Origin of the sequence: Mucilaginibacter metallidurans, assembly GCF_003286435.2 — a bacterium.
GTDB lineage: Bacteria > Bacteroidota > Bacteroidia > Sphingobacteriales > Sphingobacteriaceae > Mucilaginibacter > Mucilaginibacter gossypii.
Genome location: NZ_CP043449.1, coordinates 4,804,693 through 4,820,869, shown reverse-complemented (window position 1 = coordinate 4,820,869; position 16,177 = coordinate 4,804,693). Strand labels below are relative to the sequence as shown.

General features: G+C 44.8%; 9 protein-coding genes, 2 tRNA genes and 3 rRNA genes. 9 read left to right on the top strand and 5 right to left on the bottom strand.

The genetic code is table 11. The features are described 5' to 3' along the window. Positions 1-59 precede the first annotated feature (59 nt). Positions 60-1,814, bottom strand: a complete 1,755-nt coding sequence (locus DIU38_RS20335) for a lysophospholipid acyltransferase family protein (protein ID WP_112653323.1) — start codon at positions 1,812-1,814, stop codon at positions 60-62. A gap of 77 nt (positions 1,815-1,891) precedes the next feature. Here DIU38_RS20335 and DIU38_RS20330 point away from each other — a divergent pair, with 77 nt between their 5' ends. Together DIU38_RS20330 and DIU38_RS20325 are read left to right on the top strand one after the other, a co-directional pair. After that, the gene (locus DIU38_RS20330; RefSeq protein ID WP_112653322.1) at positions 1,892-2,761 is read left to right on the top strand and encodes a helix-hairpin-helix domain-containing protein; all 870 of its coding nucleotides are present in this window, start codon (positions 1,892-1,894) and stop codon (positions 2,759-2,761) included. Beyond that, positions 2,758-3,285, top strand: a complete 528-nt coding sequence (locus tag DIU38_RS20325; RefSeq protein ID WP_112653321.1) for an adenine phosphoribosyltransferase — start codon at positions 2,758-2,760, stop codon at positions 3,283-3,285. The genes DIU38_RS20330 and DIU38_RS20325 overlap by 4 nt, the downstream gene beginning before the upstream one ends. 359 nt (positions 3,286-3,644) lie before the next feature. Here DIU38_RS20325 and porD read toward each other — a convergent pair whose 3' ends face one another. The 4 genes from porD to DIU38_RS20305 all read right to left on the bottom strand — a co-directional run bounded on the left by porD (position 3,645) and on the right by DIU38_RS20305 (position 7,149). Then, complete coding sequence (porD, locus tag DIU38_RS20320) at positions 3,645-4,538, bottom strand: type IX secretion system protein PorD (RefSeq protein WP_091173673.1); 894 nt, start codon at positions 4,536-4,538, stop codon at positions 3,645-3,647. Then, positions 4,535-5,737, bottom strand: coding sequence for a bifunctional phosphopantothenoylcysteine decarboxylase/phosphopantothenate--cysteine ligase CoaBC (coaBC, locus tag DIU38_RS20315; RefSeq protein WP_112653320.1), 1,203 nt, complete (start codon positions 5,735-5,737; stop codon positions 4,535-4,537). Before coaBC ends, porD begins: the two co-directional genes overlap by 4 nt. Positions 5,738-5,858: 121 nt before the next feature. Next, complete coding sequence (locus tag DIU38_RS20310; RefSeq protein WP_090529735.1) at positions 5,859-6,191, bottom strand: DNA-directed RNA polymerase subunit omega; 333 nt, start codon at positions 6,189-6,191, stop codon at positions 5,859-5,861. A 31-nt stretch (positions 6,192-6,222) separates the two neighbouring features. Continuing rightward, on the bottom strand, positions 6,223-7,149 hold the full coding sequence (locus tag DIU38_RS20305) for an outer membrane protein assembly factor BamD (RefSeq protein WP_090529732.1): 927 nt from the start codon (positions 7,147-7,149) through the stop codon (positions 6,223-6,225). 1,606 nt (positions 7,150-8,755) lie between these two features. Here DIU38_RS20305 and DIU38_RS20300 point away from each other — a divergent pair. The 7 genes from DIU38_RS20300 to DIU38_RS20270 all read left to right on the top strand — a co-directional run bounded on the left by DIU38_RS20300 (position 8,756) and on the right by DIU38_RS20270 (position 16,159). Next, a 16S ribosomal RNA gene (locus DIU38_RS20300) occupies positions 8,756-10,272 on the top strand. Positions 10,273-10,484: 212 nt separating this feature from the next. Next, a tRNA-Ile gene (locus DIU38_RS20295) sits at positions 10,485-10,559 on the top strand. Positions 10,560-10,637: 78 nt separating this feature from the next. Continuing rightward, positions 10,638-10,714 (top strand) — tRNA-Ala (locus tag DIU38_RS20290). A 231-nt stretch (positions 10,715-10,945) separates the two neighbouring features. After that, a 23S ribosomal RNA gene (locus tag DIU38_RS20285) occupies positions 10,946-13,824 on the top strand. 265 nt (positions 13,825-14,089) lie between these two features. Then, a 5S ribosomal RNA gene (rrf, locus tag DIU38_RS20280) occupies positions 14,090-14,201 on the top strand. Together the 16S, 23S and 5S rRNA genes with 2 tRNA genes alongside form the textbook arrangement of a ribosomal RNA operon. A gap of 210 nt (positions 14,202-14,411) precedes the next feature. Further along, complete coding sequence (locus DIU38_RS20275; protein WP_090535008.1) at positions 14,412-14,651, top strand: hypothetical protein; 240 nt, start codon at positions 14,412-14,414, stop codon at positions 14,649-14,651. A gap of 443 nt (positions 14,652-15,094) precedes the next feature. Continuing rightward, on the top strand, positions 15,095-16,159 hold the full coding sequence (locus DIU38_RS20270) for an AAA family ATPase (RefSeq protein ID WP_112659062.1): 1,065 nt from the start codon (positions 15,095-15,097) through the stop codon (positions 16,157-16,159). The last annotated feature ends 18 nt before the right edge of the window (positions 16,160-16,177 follow it).

The window sequence follows — 16,177 nt, the reverse complement described above, 5'->3', positions numbered from 1 at the left end:
CGCTATAAAAAAAGAGGTGGCCAGCCGGTGTCTCTCTGTTTCTATGGATTGAAGATTTACTACAAGTTTTTACCAAGCTTATCCAGTATATCCTGCGGTACTTTTTCAAGATCGAGTACCAGGAAACCGTCCAGGCAGTCGGCAAATTTAGGGTCGATGTTGAAGCTGATGATCTTAGCGTTTAGGGCAATGTACTGACGGAGCAATACCGGTACTTTCATGTTCCGGGTTTCCACCTCTGATATCAGGTTGTCGAGACCTTTAAAGCTGTCTTCACCGGCCATGAGCAGGTCGGTATCAATTTTAGCAAAATCAACCTTGAATTTTTTGCGCGGTTTAACATATTGAGCCATTTCATGGTCAAAGTGGTTACGGTTGATATAATCGACAATAAGTGATTTGGAAAATTTTGAAAAGGAATTGCTGATACTTACCGGGCCTATCAGGTAGCGGTAACGTGGATTATCGATCAGGAATTTCAGGATCCCTTTCCAGAGCAGGAAAAGGGGGAGTGGTTTGGTCTGGTATTCCTTGCGGATCCATGAACGGCCAAGTTCAAGGCTGCGGCGTAGTACAGGTATAAACTGGGTTTTAAGCTTAAACAGCTCGTTTACGTAGAAACCTTTTTTGCCGACACTGTAAAATATCTCGTCGCCCAAACCAATGCGGTAAGCGCCTACAATCCGTTTGGCTTCAAAATCCCAGATGAACAGGTGATGATAATAAATATCATATTCGTCAAGGTCGATAGCTTTGTTTGTACCTTCACCAACCTCGCGGAAAGTGATCTCTCGCAGTCTGCCTATTTCCCGTATCACATTGGGAATGGTTGACGTCGGAACGATGAACACCTCGTAGTTCTTCTCAGTCCAAACTTTGTAGGTTTCGCGCAGCGGCTCAATTTCTTTTTCAAGAATGGCACTATCTATTTCAGGAGAAACCTCTTCGGCTTCGCGTTTGATCTTAAACAGGTTTCGAGGGCTGAAGATTTTTTTTTCCTCTTCCAGGCCGGTACCTAAAGCATAGGTACGTGCGCGCAAAAAGTTAAGGAGCTTAGTGGTATTGGTATACTCCGGAATCTCCGTTACGTTAATGGGCTTACCTATCCGTAGTTTAATGGTATGCCCGTGTTTATTAAACAACTCTGACGGTAGCTTGGCTGTGCGCAGGGCAGGGTGCAATAAGCTGAGCAGATTAAACAACAGGCCGTTGTTACCATGAAAATAAATAGGAACCACCGGCACTTTGGCTTTAGCAATGATCTTACCTACAACCGGGTGCCACATACGGTCGGTCACCTGTTTTTGCTCAACTTTAAAGGTTGATACCTCGCCAGCGGGGAAAATACCTATCGGGGTGCCCTGTTTCAATAGCTCAAGGGTGTTTTTTAGGCCGCTTATGCTTGATGAATGTTCAACATTTTCAAAAGGGTTTACCGCTATAAAATAGTCGGCAAGGTTGGGGATTTTTTTAAGCAGGAAGTTGGCCATCAGTTTTGAATCGGGGCGGGCCATGCACAGGATTTTTAATAACACCATACCCTCAATACCACCGTATGGGTGATTGGCTATAGCGATAAATGCCCCGTCTTTAGGGATGTTGCGCAGCTCACGTTCATCAAACTCAACATCAATACCACAACCTTCTAATATGGCATCAACAAAGTCGGGGCCTTGCTTGGGCTGTGCCTGGGCAAACAGGTCGTTAACCTGGTTTATTTTCATTAGTTCCATCAATAAAGCGGCCAGGCCCGGCATTTTCAACTTATCCAGTTTGGTGGCTTTGGCAAACTCTTCGGTGGTTATAACTTTCATTGTTTTTAATAGCAGTATGTTTTAACAAATAAATATCCTAAATTTTTATTTAATTTAACGCCTGGAACATATCATAAATGAGGCCGCAAATTAAAAACTACCTGTCTGTCACAAAAAAAGAGTGGAACGGAATGGTAGTGTTGATTATTTTAATTGCAATGGTTTTGCTGACCCCTTATTTGTTTCAGGCAAACCACAAAGATAATATAATAAATTTTAAGGCTTTTGATAAAGCGATAACCGAAACCGATAAAACAGGCAGCATTATAGCTGATGAGAATACTTCTACGGCTAATGAAACGACTTTGCCCGTCAATCTCTTTCAATTTAATCCCAATAACTTACCCCTTGCAGGTTGGGTAAAACTTGGTCTTACTGAGCACCAGGCACAGGTAATTAAGCATTATGAAGAAAAGGGCGGGAGGTTTTTAACTAAAGGCGATGTAAAAAAAATGTACAGCATCAGCCCGGCGGAGTATAAACTTCTTGAGCCCTATATTATCCTGCCCGATGGCCCTGCTTATCACACAAATAAAGCCAAACCAGGCGAAGTGATAGAGATCAACACAGCTGATTCGGCGAGGCTTACCATGATCAGGGGAATAGGCCCCGCATTTGCCCGACGTATTGTCCATTACCGGGAGCGGATAGGCGGGTTTTACAATAAAGAACAGTTGAAGGAGGTTTATGGCATTGACGAAGAGAAGTATAACCAGATCAAGGTTGATATTGCTGTTGATGGTAGGCATATTATTAAAGTGAATATTAACACAGCTACTTTTAATGAGCTTAAGCGCTTTCCCTATCTCAGCTACAAACAAATGGATGCTATTGTAGCTTACCGCGATGAGCACGGCAACTATAGTGCCCTGAATGACCTGAAAAATATTGCAATACTTAATGACGGAATTTTGCGTAAAATTGGACCTTATTTAGTTTTCAAATGATAGCCCAGCAAATTAAAGCAGCCATAAGGGATATTCCCGATTTTCCGAAACCGGGAATTATTTTTAAAGATATCACGCCCATACTGAAAGACCCCGGATTATGCGAAAGCATCATCGATGCTTTTGTTGAGCAATTGCAGGGAACCCGTATTGACGCGGTGGCCGGTATCGAAAGCAGGGGCTTCCTGTTTGGGCTCACACTGGCAACCAAATTAGGGGTGCCGTTTGTACCCGTGCGTAAAGCGGGTAAGCTGCCTTTCACTATAAAACAAAAAGCTTATAAGCTGGAGTACGGTACCGCTACTATTGAATTACACACAGATGCCTTTGAACCGGGTCAGCATATATTATTACATGACGACTTGCTGGCTACCGGTGGTACGGTGACTGCAGCCAGCGAACTTATTAAGGAAATGGGCGGTATAGTTGCCGGTTTTTCCTTTGTAGTGGGGCTTGGTTTTTTGAATGGTAAAGAAAGGATTACGCCTATTTGTGATAAGCTGATAGTACTGGCGGATTATTAAGCCGTAACAAAATGGGGTATCCATTTTGTTGATTCTTTGTCGGAGGGTATGGACAACGCTTGTCCTGCTTACAGTTTGGTTGGTAATTGCGGGCCTGTGCGGGGCCGCGTTAGGGATGGAAGTGTAAAGCCCGCAGCGTGCGAATGACTTTGCAATGGGGAACGCGAGCACTTGTAACGTACAGCCTGGGCCGCAGGCAACGCCCATGTTATAAAACTGATCGAAATAGAATACCTTAATAATCGTCAACTTACAAATTGTAATTATCAATAAGCCAAACTAAAAAGCCTGCTCTTGTAAACAGGGGTTACTTTGCCGTTCCTCAACTTCTTTATTTGTTTTCAAACTAACAGTAAGGATTATTTCTGCAACGTTTGATATTTATTCCCATTCGCAGGGTCGAGCTTTAAAAATAGGTTCATGGCAGTTAACCGTTCCTGGTTATCGGCCTTGCTGTAAATGGAAACCAGTTCATCACTTTTTGCTGTGTAAAATATAAGCGGAAGCATCGCGCCCACACGTTGCCGGTCTATTTGCTGTAGTAAAGGTAGCAGGGCATCAATAGCTTTACGGCCTTTGCTCACATTATCGGCCATCAGATCGAGGCCGTTGCGGTGATAATCATACAAAAAGCTGCGCAGCGGATTATATAGTTTATTATTCAGGTTTTCGGATAACCAGTAACGGTTTACATTGCCATCAAACGCTTTCCAGCCACCGTATGATGATGTTTGCGCATTGGTTACGATGGTCTGTGCAGCTAAAAAATATGGCGTGCCGCCAAATTTTGAAAACGTGTCATAATCAAGACCGATAATAATGTTGGCATAAAAAGCCATGATCGAACTTAAATTTCCCTGAAAATTTTGATCGGTATAATCAATAGTCTGGCCCTCGGTATAACTAAAGCTAATATCTTTATCATTAAGATTTAATAGGGTAGAGGTATAGGATGTGCCATAAACCGGTCGGGACGATTGTACCTGCAGTTCGCCGGTAAAATTACTGCTGCCATCCCAGTTGGTAATGTTCAGCACAAAATTGCAATCTATTCTCTCCTGCGGCAAAATTGGATCAGCACTCCATTTGCGGCCGTTAAGGAAATCCTTCATGGCAGTTTCCAACGTTTGAAAAACGCGCTTATTCGCAACCTGTATCTTGGGCGATAACACTTGTATACGTGCATTCAGGTCCTGGGCTACAGTCCGGCAGCAAAGAAACATCAGTAAAGTATAAAGCAGCAGTCTTTTCATCCGTTTATCAGTTGGGCAACTTTATTGCAAATATCGCGGGCTACTGCTTCCTTGCTTTTCAGCTCGAAGGTAGTTTTCTTAAGCTCACGATCAATAATGGTTATCTTATTGGTATCGCCTGCAAAACCGGCACCCGCGTCATTAAGCGAATTTAGTACAATAAAGTCAAGGTTTTTCTTTTGCAGCTTGGTTATCGCGTTCATTTCCTCGTCGTTGGTCTCTAAAGCAAAACCAACCAAAATTTGTCCTTCCCGTTTGGCCTCGCCAAGGGTTTTTAATATATCGGTGGTTTTCTTCAGTTCGATACTGAGATCGTCGTCTTTTTTTTTGATCTTTTGAGTTGCTACATCAGCCGGGGTATAATCGGCAACGGCAGCGCTCATAATGCAAGCCTTCGCATTGCCATAAGCGGTTAAGCAGGCCTCTAACATTTGTGCCGCCGAAATAACATTAACCCGTTTTATATTTTGCTGCTTGCTGATTTGCGCAGTAGGCCCGGTCACTAAAGTAACATCGGCCCCCATCAAGGCCAGTTCATCTGCGATAGCAAACCCCATTTTGCCCGACGAATGGTTGCCGATAAACCGTACAGGGTCTATAGCCTCGTAAGTTGGCCCGGCGGTTACCAGTATTTTATGACCGGCTAAACGGAGTTTTTTTTTTGATTCAGCTTCCAGAAAATCAACAATTTCTTCAGGTTCGGCCATCCGGCCTTCACCATGCAGACCGCTGGCAAGTTCGCCGTTACCGGGCGCAACCATGATGTTATCAAATGATTGCAGCCTGCTTACGTTTTGGCGGGTAGCCGGGTGCAGCCACATATCCAGATCCATAGCCGGAGCAAAATAAACCGGGCACTTGGCCGAAAGATATACCGCGCTAAGCAGGTTATCGCAAAGGCCGTTAGCCATTTTAGCAAGGGTGTTGGCCGTGGCGGGGGCAATAACCATCATATCGGCCCAAAGCCCAAGTTCAACATGGTTGTTCCATTCGCCGGTATCGGCCTTAAAATAATCAACCAGCGCCGGGTTTTTTGAAAGCGTTGATAGTGTAAGCGGTGTAATAAAGTTAGTGGCATCGGCAGTCATCACCACTTTAACGTTAGCGCCGGCTTTAACCAGCAGCCTAACCAGCAGTGCCGATTTGTAGGCTGCAATACTGCCGCAAACTCCTAAAACAATGTTTTTGTCTTTAAGCATAAGCTCAGATTCGCCAATAGGCGAAAGGATAAATATAGGCTAAAATAGAAAAAACTCCCGATAGGGGAGTTTTTCACGATATAAATAAATTTCCGAAGCTGCTTTTTTAGGAGCCGGGAGACTAAACTTCTTTAGTTGGGTTACGGTAGTATACTTTACCATCTAAAAATTCCTGAACGGCAACTAATGACGGTTTAGGTAATTTTTCGTAGTATTTTGAAATTTCAATTTGCTCACGGTTTTCAAATACTTCTTCCAGGTTATCATTTGATGATGCAAATTCAGAAAGTTTCTGGTGAAGCTCTTCTTTAATGTTGTTCGAGATCTGGTTTGCCCTTTTCGACATAATCACAAGCGACTCATAGATGTTCTCTGTTTTGGTATCCAGCTCGCGTAAATCGCGGGTTACAGTGCTGCTGGCTGCTGCTGGTTTATTACTGTTGTTAGCTGTCATATCTTAATTTAAACTCTTTAATATATCTTAATTAATATGGTATTTTTTGCGGCTGATTTTTTTCAGATGGCGATGTTGTTGTTACAGTATCTTTCTTTAAAAGTTTCTTTGCGGTTTTTTCATTGCTCATTGCTTCGGCAATTAAACGCTGCGCCTGTTTTATGCCCTGCTGGCTGTCTTTTACATATGCCTGAGTTTCGTGCAGGTATTTGCTGTTAGGATATTTTTCGGCAAACTGATCGGCATAAGCTATAGCCTGGTTAAAACGGTCTTCCTGTTTGGTTTCAAAGCTATGGTAAGCATACTGATATTGCGCTTTAACAATAAGGTATTCCATTTCCTCGCCGTATTTGGTATCAGGATAGTCGCGCAGTGCATTGTTGAAAGCAATCACTGCCGATTGATAATCGCTGATAGTTAAATAAAGTTTCGCGTTGGCATAAGCTTTGGTTTCCAGTTTATCACGCAGGTTCTGGATCAGCTTGCTGGCCTCGGCTACACGGTCGCTTTTGGGATAAAGGTTAATAAACAACTGCAAAGCGTCGATAGCTTTTAACGTATTATCCTGGTCAAGCGAATATATCGGCGAATCAAGGTAGTAGCAATAAGCAGAGAAAAAGCGGCATTCCTCAGCCCTTGGGCTTGAAGGATAGGTATCGGCGAATGTTTTAAAGTGATACCTGGCCGATGTATAGTCTTTTTGTTTGTAGTAAGTAAAGGCGTAATAGTAAAAAAGATCCTCAGCACCTTCACGGCCACGGTAACGTTCAACCAGCACCTCAAATAACCCTAAAGCCTTGTTATAGTCTTTTTTGTTATAGTACTTAATAGCTTCCTGGTATTTTTTGGCGTAATCGTTACTGGCTTTTAACTTTTCGTATTTGCTTTTACAACTGCCAAGCGTAATAATTACGATAGCTAAAACACTGGCTAATAACGTTAGTTGCTTTTTAAACATTCTGCAAAGATAGTTAATAATATAAATCAATCAATTTTTATTTAGCCGCTAATATATAACGAGGTATTGGCTCGATGCCTATATATAAAGCGTATTTAACATCTTTTAACGATTGCGGGTTTTGATGTGGTGTGCTTGCTAAACTAATAGGATTAAAATGGTTGTTTCTTATATGATGAAGGTCGGTTTTTGAAAGTTCATTAAAGTGGAGAGCCATACGGTCTGGACGATGTTAATGATGTATTCAGTGAGATTGATTGCGAGTGCTTCGTGTTTCAATAATGTTAAGTGGCGACAGCGGGCCATATACAGAACAAAAGGTTTTACTTATAAATCTCTCTAAGTAATTTGATGATGACATTGGATGATGATACGGCCAGCTTTAGTAAATAACAGAAAATAAAAGTATATAAATTAAAGAATCGGCCGGCTGCACCAGCGGTGCAAAAGGGTTGCAGCGGAAAAAATATTTTGGTGTGCCGGCGGCATACAACTGCAGTTTGGTTAAGCATCATGCTGGTGGTAGTGAATGTTGCTTGATTTCAGCTTTACTATTAAATAAGATTTGGGCGTTGCCTGCGGCGGGCTCATACACCTGCGGGCATTACGCTCATTGGCCGGTATCCGCTTCAATCCATAACGTGGATACTACATTAGTAACGCGCTTTCGTTAATATTTACTTCCCGTCTAACCCAAACTAATAATGTATATATAGTAAAGGAGCTCCAATGTCAGTGTATCCATAGTTTGAGCGTGTATTATTAGTATAAAAGCGTTGCACTATGTAATAATAGAAAGATAGGGTATACGTATTAGAGTTGTTTTTGGCTCGGAGTGGCTTATTGTATATAGTATAAACAAATGGTAAACGATAGTTTGTAAGCGGCTGGGAGTAGAAATAAAGAGCGTAGTAAAGTTTTTAAACGAGAGTATAAACTTTTTCTATCTGATGTATAGTATGTTAAGAAGATATTAAGGAAAATAGGTAGAAATAATTTGGAGAAGGCGTAAAAGGGTGTACCTTTGCAGCCCGCAAACGAGGAAGCGAGTTGAGCGGGGTTAGTACATTGAAAAGGATAGAAAAGTAAAGGAAAAAAAGATTAAAATCTTTTTGTGGGAATCAAAAAAAATCCACACCTTTGCAGCCCGCAAAAGAGGAAAAGAAGAGAGTGAAGCGGGTCTGAAACTTTGAAAAATAAAAAATAAAAAAGTTTTGGAAATAAGAAAAGGTTTTCTACCTTTGCAGACCCAAACGGAAGGGAGCTTGAGAGAGCGAAAGAAGTTGAGGCTGAGCGATTTCAGTCAATAAAAGAAGGAAGAAAGTTAACAATAGTTAATGAGTAGTTCAAAAGAGCCGAAAGCGATTTTCGGGGAAACAAACTGACAAGTTAAGCGATGAAAATTGCGACGACATAATAGCTGATTCGGATGATGAAGCGAAAAAGTTCTTTTAAGAAATGGAAATCATGTAGCGTAACGGGAGGCAAGGTCTAACCAAGGTTAAACTGAGCTGAAGAGTTACAAAAAAGAAGAGAGACTGTATAAAGATATATAATACAGATTCTATTAATTAATAATAGGGTCAGTGGTTAAACAAAACATTTTACAATGGAGAGTTTGATCCTGGCTCAGGATGAACGCTAGCGGCAGGCCTAATACATGCAAGTCGGACGGGATTTGGGAGCTTGCTCCTAATGAGAGTGGCGCACGGGTGCGTAACACGTATGTAACCTACCTTAGTCAGGGGATAGCCTCTCGAAAGAGAGATTAAGACCGCATAACATATTGAAGTGGCATCGCTTTAATATCAAATATTTATAGGACTAAGATGGGCATGCGCAACATTAGCTAGTTGGTGTGGTAACGGCATACCAAGGCGACGATGTTTAGGGGATCTGAGAGGATGACCCCCACACTGGTACTGAGACACGGACCAGACTCCTACGGGAGGCAGCAGTAAGGAATATTGGTCAATGGACGGAAGTCTGAACCAGCCATGCCGCGTGCAGGAAGACGGCCCTACGGGTTGTAAACTGCTTTTGCAGGGGAATAAACCTTCTTACGTGTAAGAAGTTGAATGTACCTTGAGAATAAGGATCGGCTAACTCCGTGCCAGCAGCCGCGGTAATACGGAGGATCCAAGCGTTATCCGGATTTATTGGGTTTAAAGGGTGCGTAGGCGGCTTTTTAAGTCAGGGGTGAAAGACGGTAGCTCAACTATCGCAGTGCCCTTGATACTGAAGAGCTTGAATGTACTTGAGGTAGGCGGAATGTGACAAGTAGCGGTGAAATGCATAGATATGTCACAGAACACCAATTGCGAAGGCAGCTTACTAAAGTATGATTGACGCTGAGGCACGAAAGCGTGGGATCAAACAGGATTAGATACCCTGGTAGTCCACGCCCTAAACGATGAACACTCGATGTTGGCGATATACGGTCAGCGTCTAAGCGAAAGCGTTAAGTGTTCCACCTGGGGAGTACGCCCGCAAGGGTGAAACTCAAAGGAATTGACGGGGCCCGCACAAGCGGAGGAGCATGTGGTTTAATTCGATGATACGCGAGGAACCTTACCCGGGCTTGAAAGTTAGTGAATGTGACAGAGACGTCACAGTTCTTCGGAACACGAAACTAGGTGCTGCATGGCTGTCGTCAGCTCGTGCCGTGAGGTGTTGGGTTAAGTCCCGCAACGAGCGCAACCCCTATGTTTAGTTGCCAGCATTTAAGGTGGGGACTCTAAACAGACTGCCTATGCAAATAGAGAGGAAGGAGGGGACGACGTCAAGTCATCATGGCCCTTACGTCCGGGGCTACACACGTGCTACAATGGATGGTACAGAGGGCAGCTACCTGGCAACAGGATGCCAATCTCTTAAAGCCATTCACAGTTCGGATCGGGGTCTGCAACTCGACCCCGTGAAGTTGGATTCGCTAGTAATCGCGTATCAGCAATGACGCGGTGAATACGTTCCCGGGCCTTGTACACACCGCCCGTCAAGCCATGGAAGCTGGAAGTGCCTGAAGTGCGTAACCGCAAGGAGCGTCCTAGGGTAAAGTCGGTAACTGGGGCTAAGTCGTAACAAGGTAGCCGTACCGGAAGGTGTGGCTGGAATACCTCCTTTCTGGAGCAGGATCTCTGATAGACTCGGAACTGTTCGCTACATGATATTTCTTAAAACACAAACAAAAAGACAAAAGGAAACCCAGAAGATGAAGCCATCTGTGGAATGTGCAAACGCAAGTAAGCACAGGACAAGTGGCAGTAAGCAGTGGCAGCAGCAGTAGGCAGAAAAGTCCTGCAAACTGCAACTGATAACTGCAACTAAAAACAAATAGTCCTGTAGCTCAGCTTGGTTAGAGCACTACACTGATAATGTAGGGGTCAGCAGTTCAAATCTGCTCGGGACTACTATTAAGGCGAAAGGAGGTTAGAGATAAGAGGTTAGGGAACTAATCACTGATCATCGATCTCTGATCATTCATCAACGGGGGATTAGCTCAGCTGGCTAGAGCACCTGCCTTGCACGCAGGGGGTCAACGGTTCGAATCCGTTATTCTCCACCAAGTATTCTACAGTAACTATAATATAGGTTACGCTACAGATGAAAACTAACGTTCTTTGACATATTGGAAGAAGTAATTGAAAACAAGAGAAAACAACAGATAGAGACGTTGTACTTGATCAAGAGCTTCAAAGGTAAATAAGTAGCAATACTAATGAACCAATGAACTAATGAACAAATACGACTGATCTAACATAAAGACATACCTTGCGGCGCAAAAGGCGCAAGAGTAGAAGAAAGTAAGAAAGGGTACACGGGGGATGCCTTGGCTCTCAGAGGCGAAGAAGGACGTGATAAGCTGCGATAAGCTGCGGGATTAGCAAATATGAATTAATCCGCAGATTTCCGAATGGGGAAACCTAGTTATTTGAAGAATAACTGCATAAATGCGCTAACCTGCCGAACTGAAACATCTAAGTAAGCAGAGGAAGAGAAAACAATAGTGATTTCCAGAGTAGTGGCGAGCGAAATGGAAGAAGCCCAAACCTGTTATGTTACGGCATAGCAGGGGTTGTAGGACCACAACATGAATATTAAATAGAACCGGAACGGGGTGGGAAACCCGGCCATAGAGCATGAGAGCTGCGTACGGGTAATAGATAATAGGATAGTGGTATCCTGAGTACCGCGAGGTCGGAGACGCCTTGTGGGAATTTGCCGGCACCATCCGGTAAGGCTAAATACTCCTGAGAGACCGATAGTGAACCAGTACCGTGAGGGAAAGGTGAAAAGAACCCCGAACAGGGGAGTGAAATAGAACCTGAAACCGTGTACTTACAAGCGGTCGGAGCCTGGAAACGGGTGACGGCGTGCCTTTTGCATAATGAGCCTACGAGTTACTCTTCCCTGGCAAGGTTAAGTGTTTAAGACACGGATCCGAAGCGAAAGCGAGTCTGAAAAGGGCGTATAGTCAGGGGAGGTAGACGCGAAACCTTGTGATCTACCCATGGGCAGGTTGAAGGTGCCGTAACAGGTACTGGAGGACCGAACCGATAAACGTTGAAAAGTTTCCGGATGACTTGTGGGTAGGGGTGAAAGGCTAATCAAACTGGGAAATAGCTCGTACTCCCCGAAATGTTTTTAGGAACAGCCTGGCGGTTGAGTTATAAAGAGGTAGAGCTACTAATTGGGTGCGGGGGAGTCAAATCCTACCAAATCCAGATAAACTCCGAATGCTTTATAATATACGCTGGAGTGAGGCTATGGGTGCTAAGGTCCATGGCCGAGAGGGAAAGAACCCAGACCATCAGCTAAGGTCCCTAAATTATTGCTAAGTTGAACTAACGAGGTCCGATTGCACAGACAGCTAGGATGTTGGCTTGGAAGCAGCCATTCATTTAAAGAGTGCGTAACAGCTCACTAGTCGAGCGATCGGGCATGGATAATAAACGGGCATCAAGCAGTATACCGAAGCTATGGATTCACAGTAATGTGACTGGTAGGGGAGCATTCTATTTGTCGGAGAAGCAGGAAGGTAACTGACTGTGGAGGGAATAGAAAAGCAAATGTAGGCATAAGTAACGATAAGGCGGGAGAGAAACCCGCCCACCGAAAGACTAAGGTTTCCTGATCAACGCTAATCGGATCAGGGTTAGTCGGGGCCTAAGGTGAAGCCGACAGGCGTAGCCGATGGACAACTGGTTAATATTCCAGTACTTTTTATTACTGCGATGCGGTGACGGAGTAGTGACACTGACGCGAACTGACGGAATAGTTCGTTAAAGGCTGTAGGTAAATAAACTGTAGTTAAGTACGCAGATTATGCTGAAAGCTGATAGTACACAGAACCTTCGGGGGATGTGATAGTTCAGGTAATCAGACTTCCAAGAAAACCCGCTAAGCTTCAGGTAATAAAAACCCGTACCGTAAACCGACACAGGTAGTCGAGGAGAGAATCCTAAGGTGCTCGAGTGAATCATGGCTAAGGAACTCGGCAAAATGGCCCTGTAACTTCGGGAGAAGGGGCGCTGGCAGCAATGTCAGCCGCAGTGAAAAGGCCCAGGCGACTGTTTAACAAAAACACATGGCTATGCAAAATCGCAAGATGACGTATATGGCCTGACACCTGCCCGGTGCTGGAAGGTTAAGAGGGGATGTTAGTCGCAAGGCGAAGCATTGAATCGAAGCCCCAGTAAACGGCGGCCGTAACTATAACGGTCCTAAGGTAGCGAAATTCCTTGTCGGGTAAGTTCCGACCTGCACGAATGGTGTAACGATCTGGGCGCTGTCTCAGCCATGAGCTCGGTGAAATTGTGGTATCGGTGAAGACGCCGGTTACCCGCAACGGGACGGAAAGACCCCATGCACCTTCACTATAGCTTAACATTGATATCGGATACAGGATGTGTAGGATAGGTGGGAGACTGTGATCCGGCTTCGCCAGGAGTCGGTTAGTCAACGTTGAAATACCACCCTTTCTGTATTTGGTGTCTAACTCTTCAAAGAGGAGAACATTGTTTGGCGGGTAGTTTGACTGGGGTGGTCGCCTCCAAAAAGGTAACGGAGGCTTTCAAAGGTAAGCTCAGTACGCTTGGTAACCGTACGTGGAGTGCAATAGCAAAAGCTTGCTTGACAGTGAGACAGACAAGTCGAGCTGGGTCGAAAGACGGATATAGTGATCCGGTGGTTCTGCATGGAAGGGCCATCGCTCAAAGGATAAAAGGTACGCTGGGGATAACAGGCTGATCTCCCCCAAGAGCTCATATCGACGGGGAGGTTTGGCACCTCGATGTCGGCTCGTCACATCCTGGGGCTGGAGAAGGTCCCAAGGGTTGAGCTGTTCGCTCATTAAAGTGGCACGCGAGCTGGGTTCAGAACGTCGCGAGACAGTTCGGTCCCTATCTGTTGTGGGCGTAGGAAGTTTGAGTGGGGCTGACCTTAGTACGAGAGGACCGGGTTGGACTAACCTCTGGTGAATCTGTTATGCCGCCAGGTGTACTGCAGAGTAGCTACGTTGGGAATAGATAAGCGCTGAAAGCATCTAAGTGCGAAACTAGCCACAAGATGAGACTTCCATTGAGGGTCGTAGGAGACTACTACGTTGATAGGTTACAGGTATAAAGGTGGTGACATCATAGCCGAGTAATACTAATTGCCCGAAGCTTTCTTCGTGTGAAGGATTAAGGTGAGTGGTTGATTGAGAGAGTAGTTGCAAGACTGCAAACGAAATTGATCACTCATCCGAAACAAAACAAACAGATAAACAACACGCTGTTGTTTTCTCTACATTCAATGACTTCTTTCAATAATATGTCATGTTAATGGTAGTGAATGGTGAGCGGTTGATTGGGTGAGTAGTTGTAATGCTGCACATCATACAAACAATCAGACAAGAACCACTTAACCACTCACATAATCAACCACTAACTTAAGAAATTCAGGTGCCTATATCGGCGGTGTCTACCTCTTCCCATTCCGAACAGAGAAGTCAAGCCCGCCAGAGCCGATGGTACTGCGGTAAAACGTGGGAGAGTAGGTCGGTGCCACCCTTTATCACCTTTAATGGTGCTACATCGCAAAAGCCTTAGCTAATAACTAAGGCTTTTTTTTTTGCGTTATTGGCCTTTTCATAGGCCTGTCATATTCTCCATAGCGCGCTTCAGCCCCGCAAAAAAATACGCGTTAACACACATACTTTTTATTGTGGTAATAATAACTTACAATCATTTTTTTATGTTTGCGCTTCCAAAAATAGCCCCATGGAATTTGAAAAATTAGCAGCCCAAATTAAAGCAGAAATAGCAAAACTGGATACCACGCCCGAGCTTGATAAGATCAACAGGGCTTTTGACGAGAAGATCCGCAAGGTGGAGGAAGCCCGCCGTGAGAAGCTGGCTACCGTGCCCGATAATGCCGTAGAACGCAAAAAACTCATCGCCGCGCTTGAAGCCCTTGGCGAAAAATATGTTGAACCTGCTAAGAAGAAGAGCAGGGAATAGTGATCGGCTTTGTAGAAGAATTTAAAAGGTCTGCCAGGGTTTGGCGGGCCTTTTTTGTTTGTTGAGGTGTCCGGTCGTGGGGCAATGGTGGTTTCGGAGCATTGGCACTTACCTGTATTGTACTGTTCAATTTTTGAAAGTGTAAACACCTGGTGTTTTATCGTAAAATTGAACGCCTGATAATCAGTGTTTTATAAATTGACAAATCTGTTCAAAATCGGGATTTGAACAACTTGTATTTGATAATCAGTTGTTTATGTAAATTGGTTTTTGAACGTTGAACACCCGGTTTTTAAAAATTGAACACTGACAAAATGCTGTCACCATTGGGGGGCTTTTTAGTGGGTAAATTTGAGTGCCTTTCATGATTGCCGGCAGGTTGGCGGCAAATAACGATGGATGTTTCGGGCTTTTGAGCGGCCGGACAGGGGGCGCGACAAATTATGGACCATACTGCAGAAAAACCCCTGGTTATTCAAATGATTCAAAATGAGGTGCGGGAAGCGGCGGCTAAGCTTGGGCGAAAGGGGGAGGTTATGATCTCCGACCCGGATGCTGTGATTGAGCTGTTTGATATTTACCCGGCCAATGAGTGGATGGCCATGGAAACCGAACACGAAACTCCCCAAATGCTGTTTGGTAACTTCTGGCTGGAGGGCGAGCTGTGCATCCTGTTTGCCGATACCAATATGGGCAAAAGCCTGTTAGCTGTGCAGCTGGCCGACAGCATTACCCGGGGCGAACCCATTGCTCCCTTTACGCTTGGAGCCGAGGCCTCGCCGGTGTTGTATATTGATTTTGAACTTACCGGCAAGCAGTTTGAACAACGCTATACCGACGGCCAAAACCGTTACCAGTTTGCCACCGAGTTTTACCGCGGCGAATACAACCAGTTTAACCGTGCAAGCTCGCATTATCAAAAGCTGGACAGGTATGTGATTGAGGCTTTAACGCGGGGCATTAAGCGTACCGATGCCCGGGTGCTCATCATTGATAATATTACCTGCCTGCGCAACGGAACCGAGAGCGCCGGGGCTGCCCTGCTGCTGATGAAGGAACTGAAAAAGCTTAAAACCCGCCATGGTGTGAGTATCCTGGTATTGGCCCATACGCCTAAGCGCAACCCGCGGCTGCCGCTGAGCCGCAATGATTTGCAGGGGAGTAAAATGCTCATCAATTTCTGCGATAGTGCCTTTGCCATGGGCGAAAGCCACTCCATACCCGGCCAGCGGTATTTAAAGCAGATTAAGCAGCGCAGCACCGCCGAAACTTATGGTGCCGACAATATATGCCTTGCCCAACTGGAACGGCATAAAGGCTTTTTAAAGTTTGTTTTTACAGGCAATGACTGCGAGAAAAACCACCTGCGCGATGCCTCCCGGCAGGAACGCGAACGAATGCACCGGGAGGCTAAAAAATTAAGCGATGAAGGTTTAAGCCAGCGGCAGGTGGCGGAGCGGCTCGGGATGAGTGTGGGGAGTGTGAACAGGATGCTGAAGGGGGAATGAGCGTCAAACAATTTAAGG

What these genes read in the sequence shown, in the direction of transcription:
- DIU38_RS20270 (WP_112659062.1), top strand. Translation starts at nt 15,095, where the DNA reads ATGGACCATACTGCAGAAAAACCCCTGGTTATTCAAATGATTCAAAAT.
- DIU38_RS20310 (WP_090529735.1), bottom strand. Translation starts at nt 6,191, where the DNA reads ATGACAGCTAACAACAGTAATAAACCAGCAGCAGCCAGCAGCACTGTA.
- DIU38_RS20275 (WP_090535008.1), top strand. Translation starts at nt 14,412, where the DNA reads ATGGAATTTGAAAAATTAGCAGCCCAAATTAAAGCAGAAATAGCAAAA.
- DIU38_RS20305 (WP_090529732.1), bottom strand. Translation starts at nt 7,149, where the DNA reads ATGTTTAAAAAGCAACTAACGTTATTAGCCAGTGTTTTAGCTATCGTA.
- DIU38_RS20325 (WP_112653321.1), top strand. Translation starts at nt 2,758, where the DNA reads ATGATAGCCCAGCAAATTAAAGCAGCCATAAGGGATATTCCCGATTTT.
- DIU38_RS20330 (WP_112653322.1), top strand. Translation starts at nt 1,892, where the DNA reads ATGAGGCCGCAAATTAAAAACTACCTGTCTGTCACAAAAAAAGAGTGG.
- porD (WP_091173673.1), bottom strand. Translation starts at nt 4,538, where the DNA reads ATGAAAAGACTGCTGCTTTATACTTTACTGATGTTTCTTTGCTGCCGG.
- coaBC (WP_112653320.1), bottom strand. Translation starts at nt 5,737, where the DNA reads ATGCTTAAAGACAAAAACATTGTTTTAGGAGTTTGCGGCAGTATTGCA.
- DIU38_RS20335 (WP_112653323.1), bottom strand. Translation starts at nt 1,814, where the DNA reads ATGAAAGTTATAACCACCGAAGAGTTTGCCAAAGCCACCAAACTGGAT.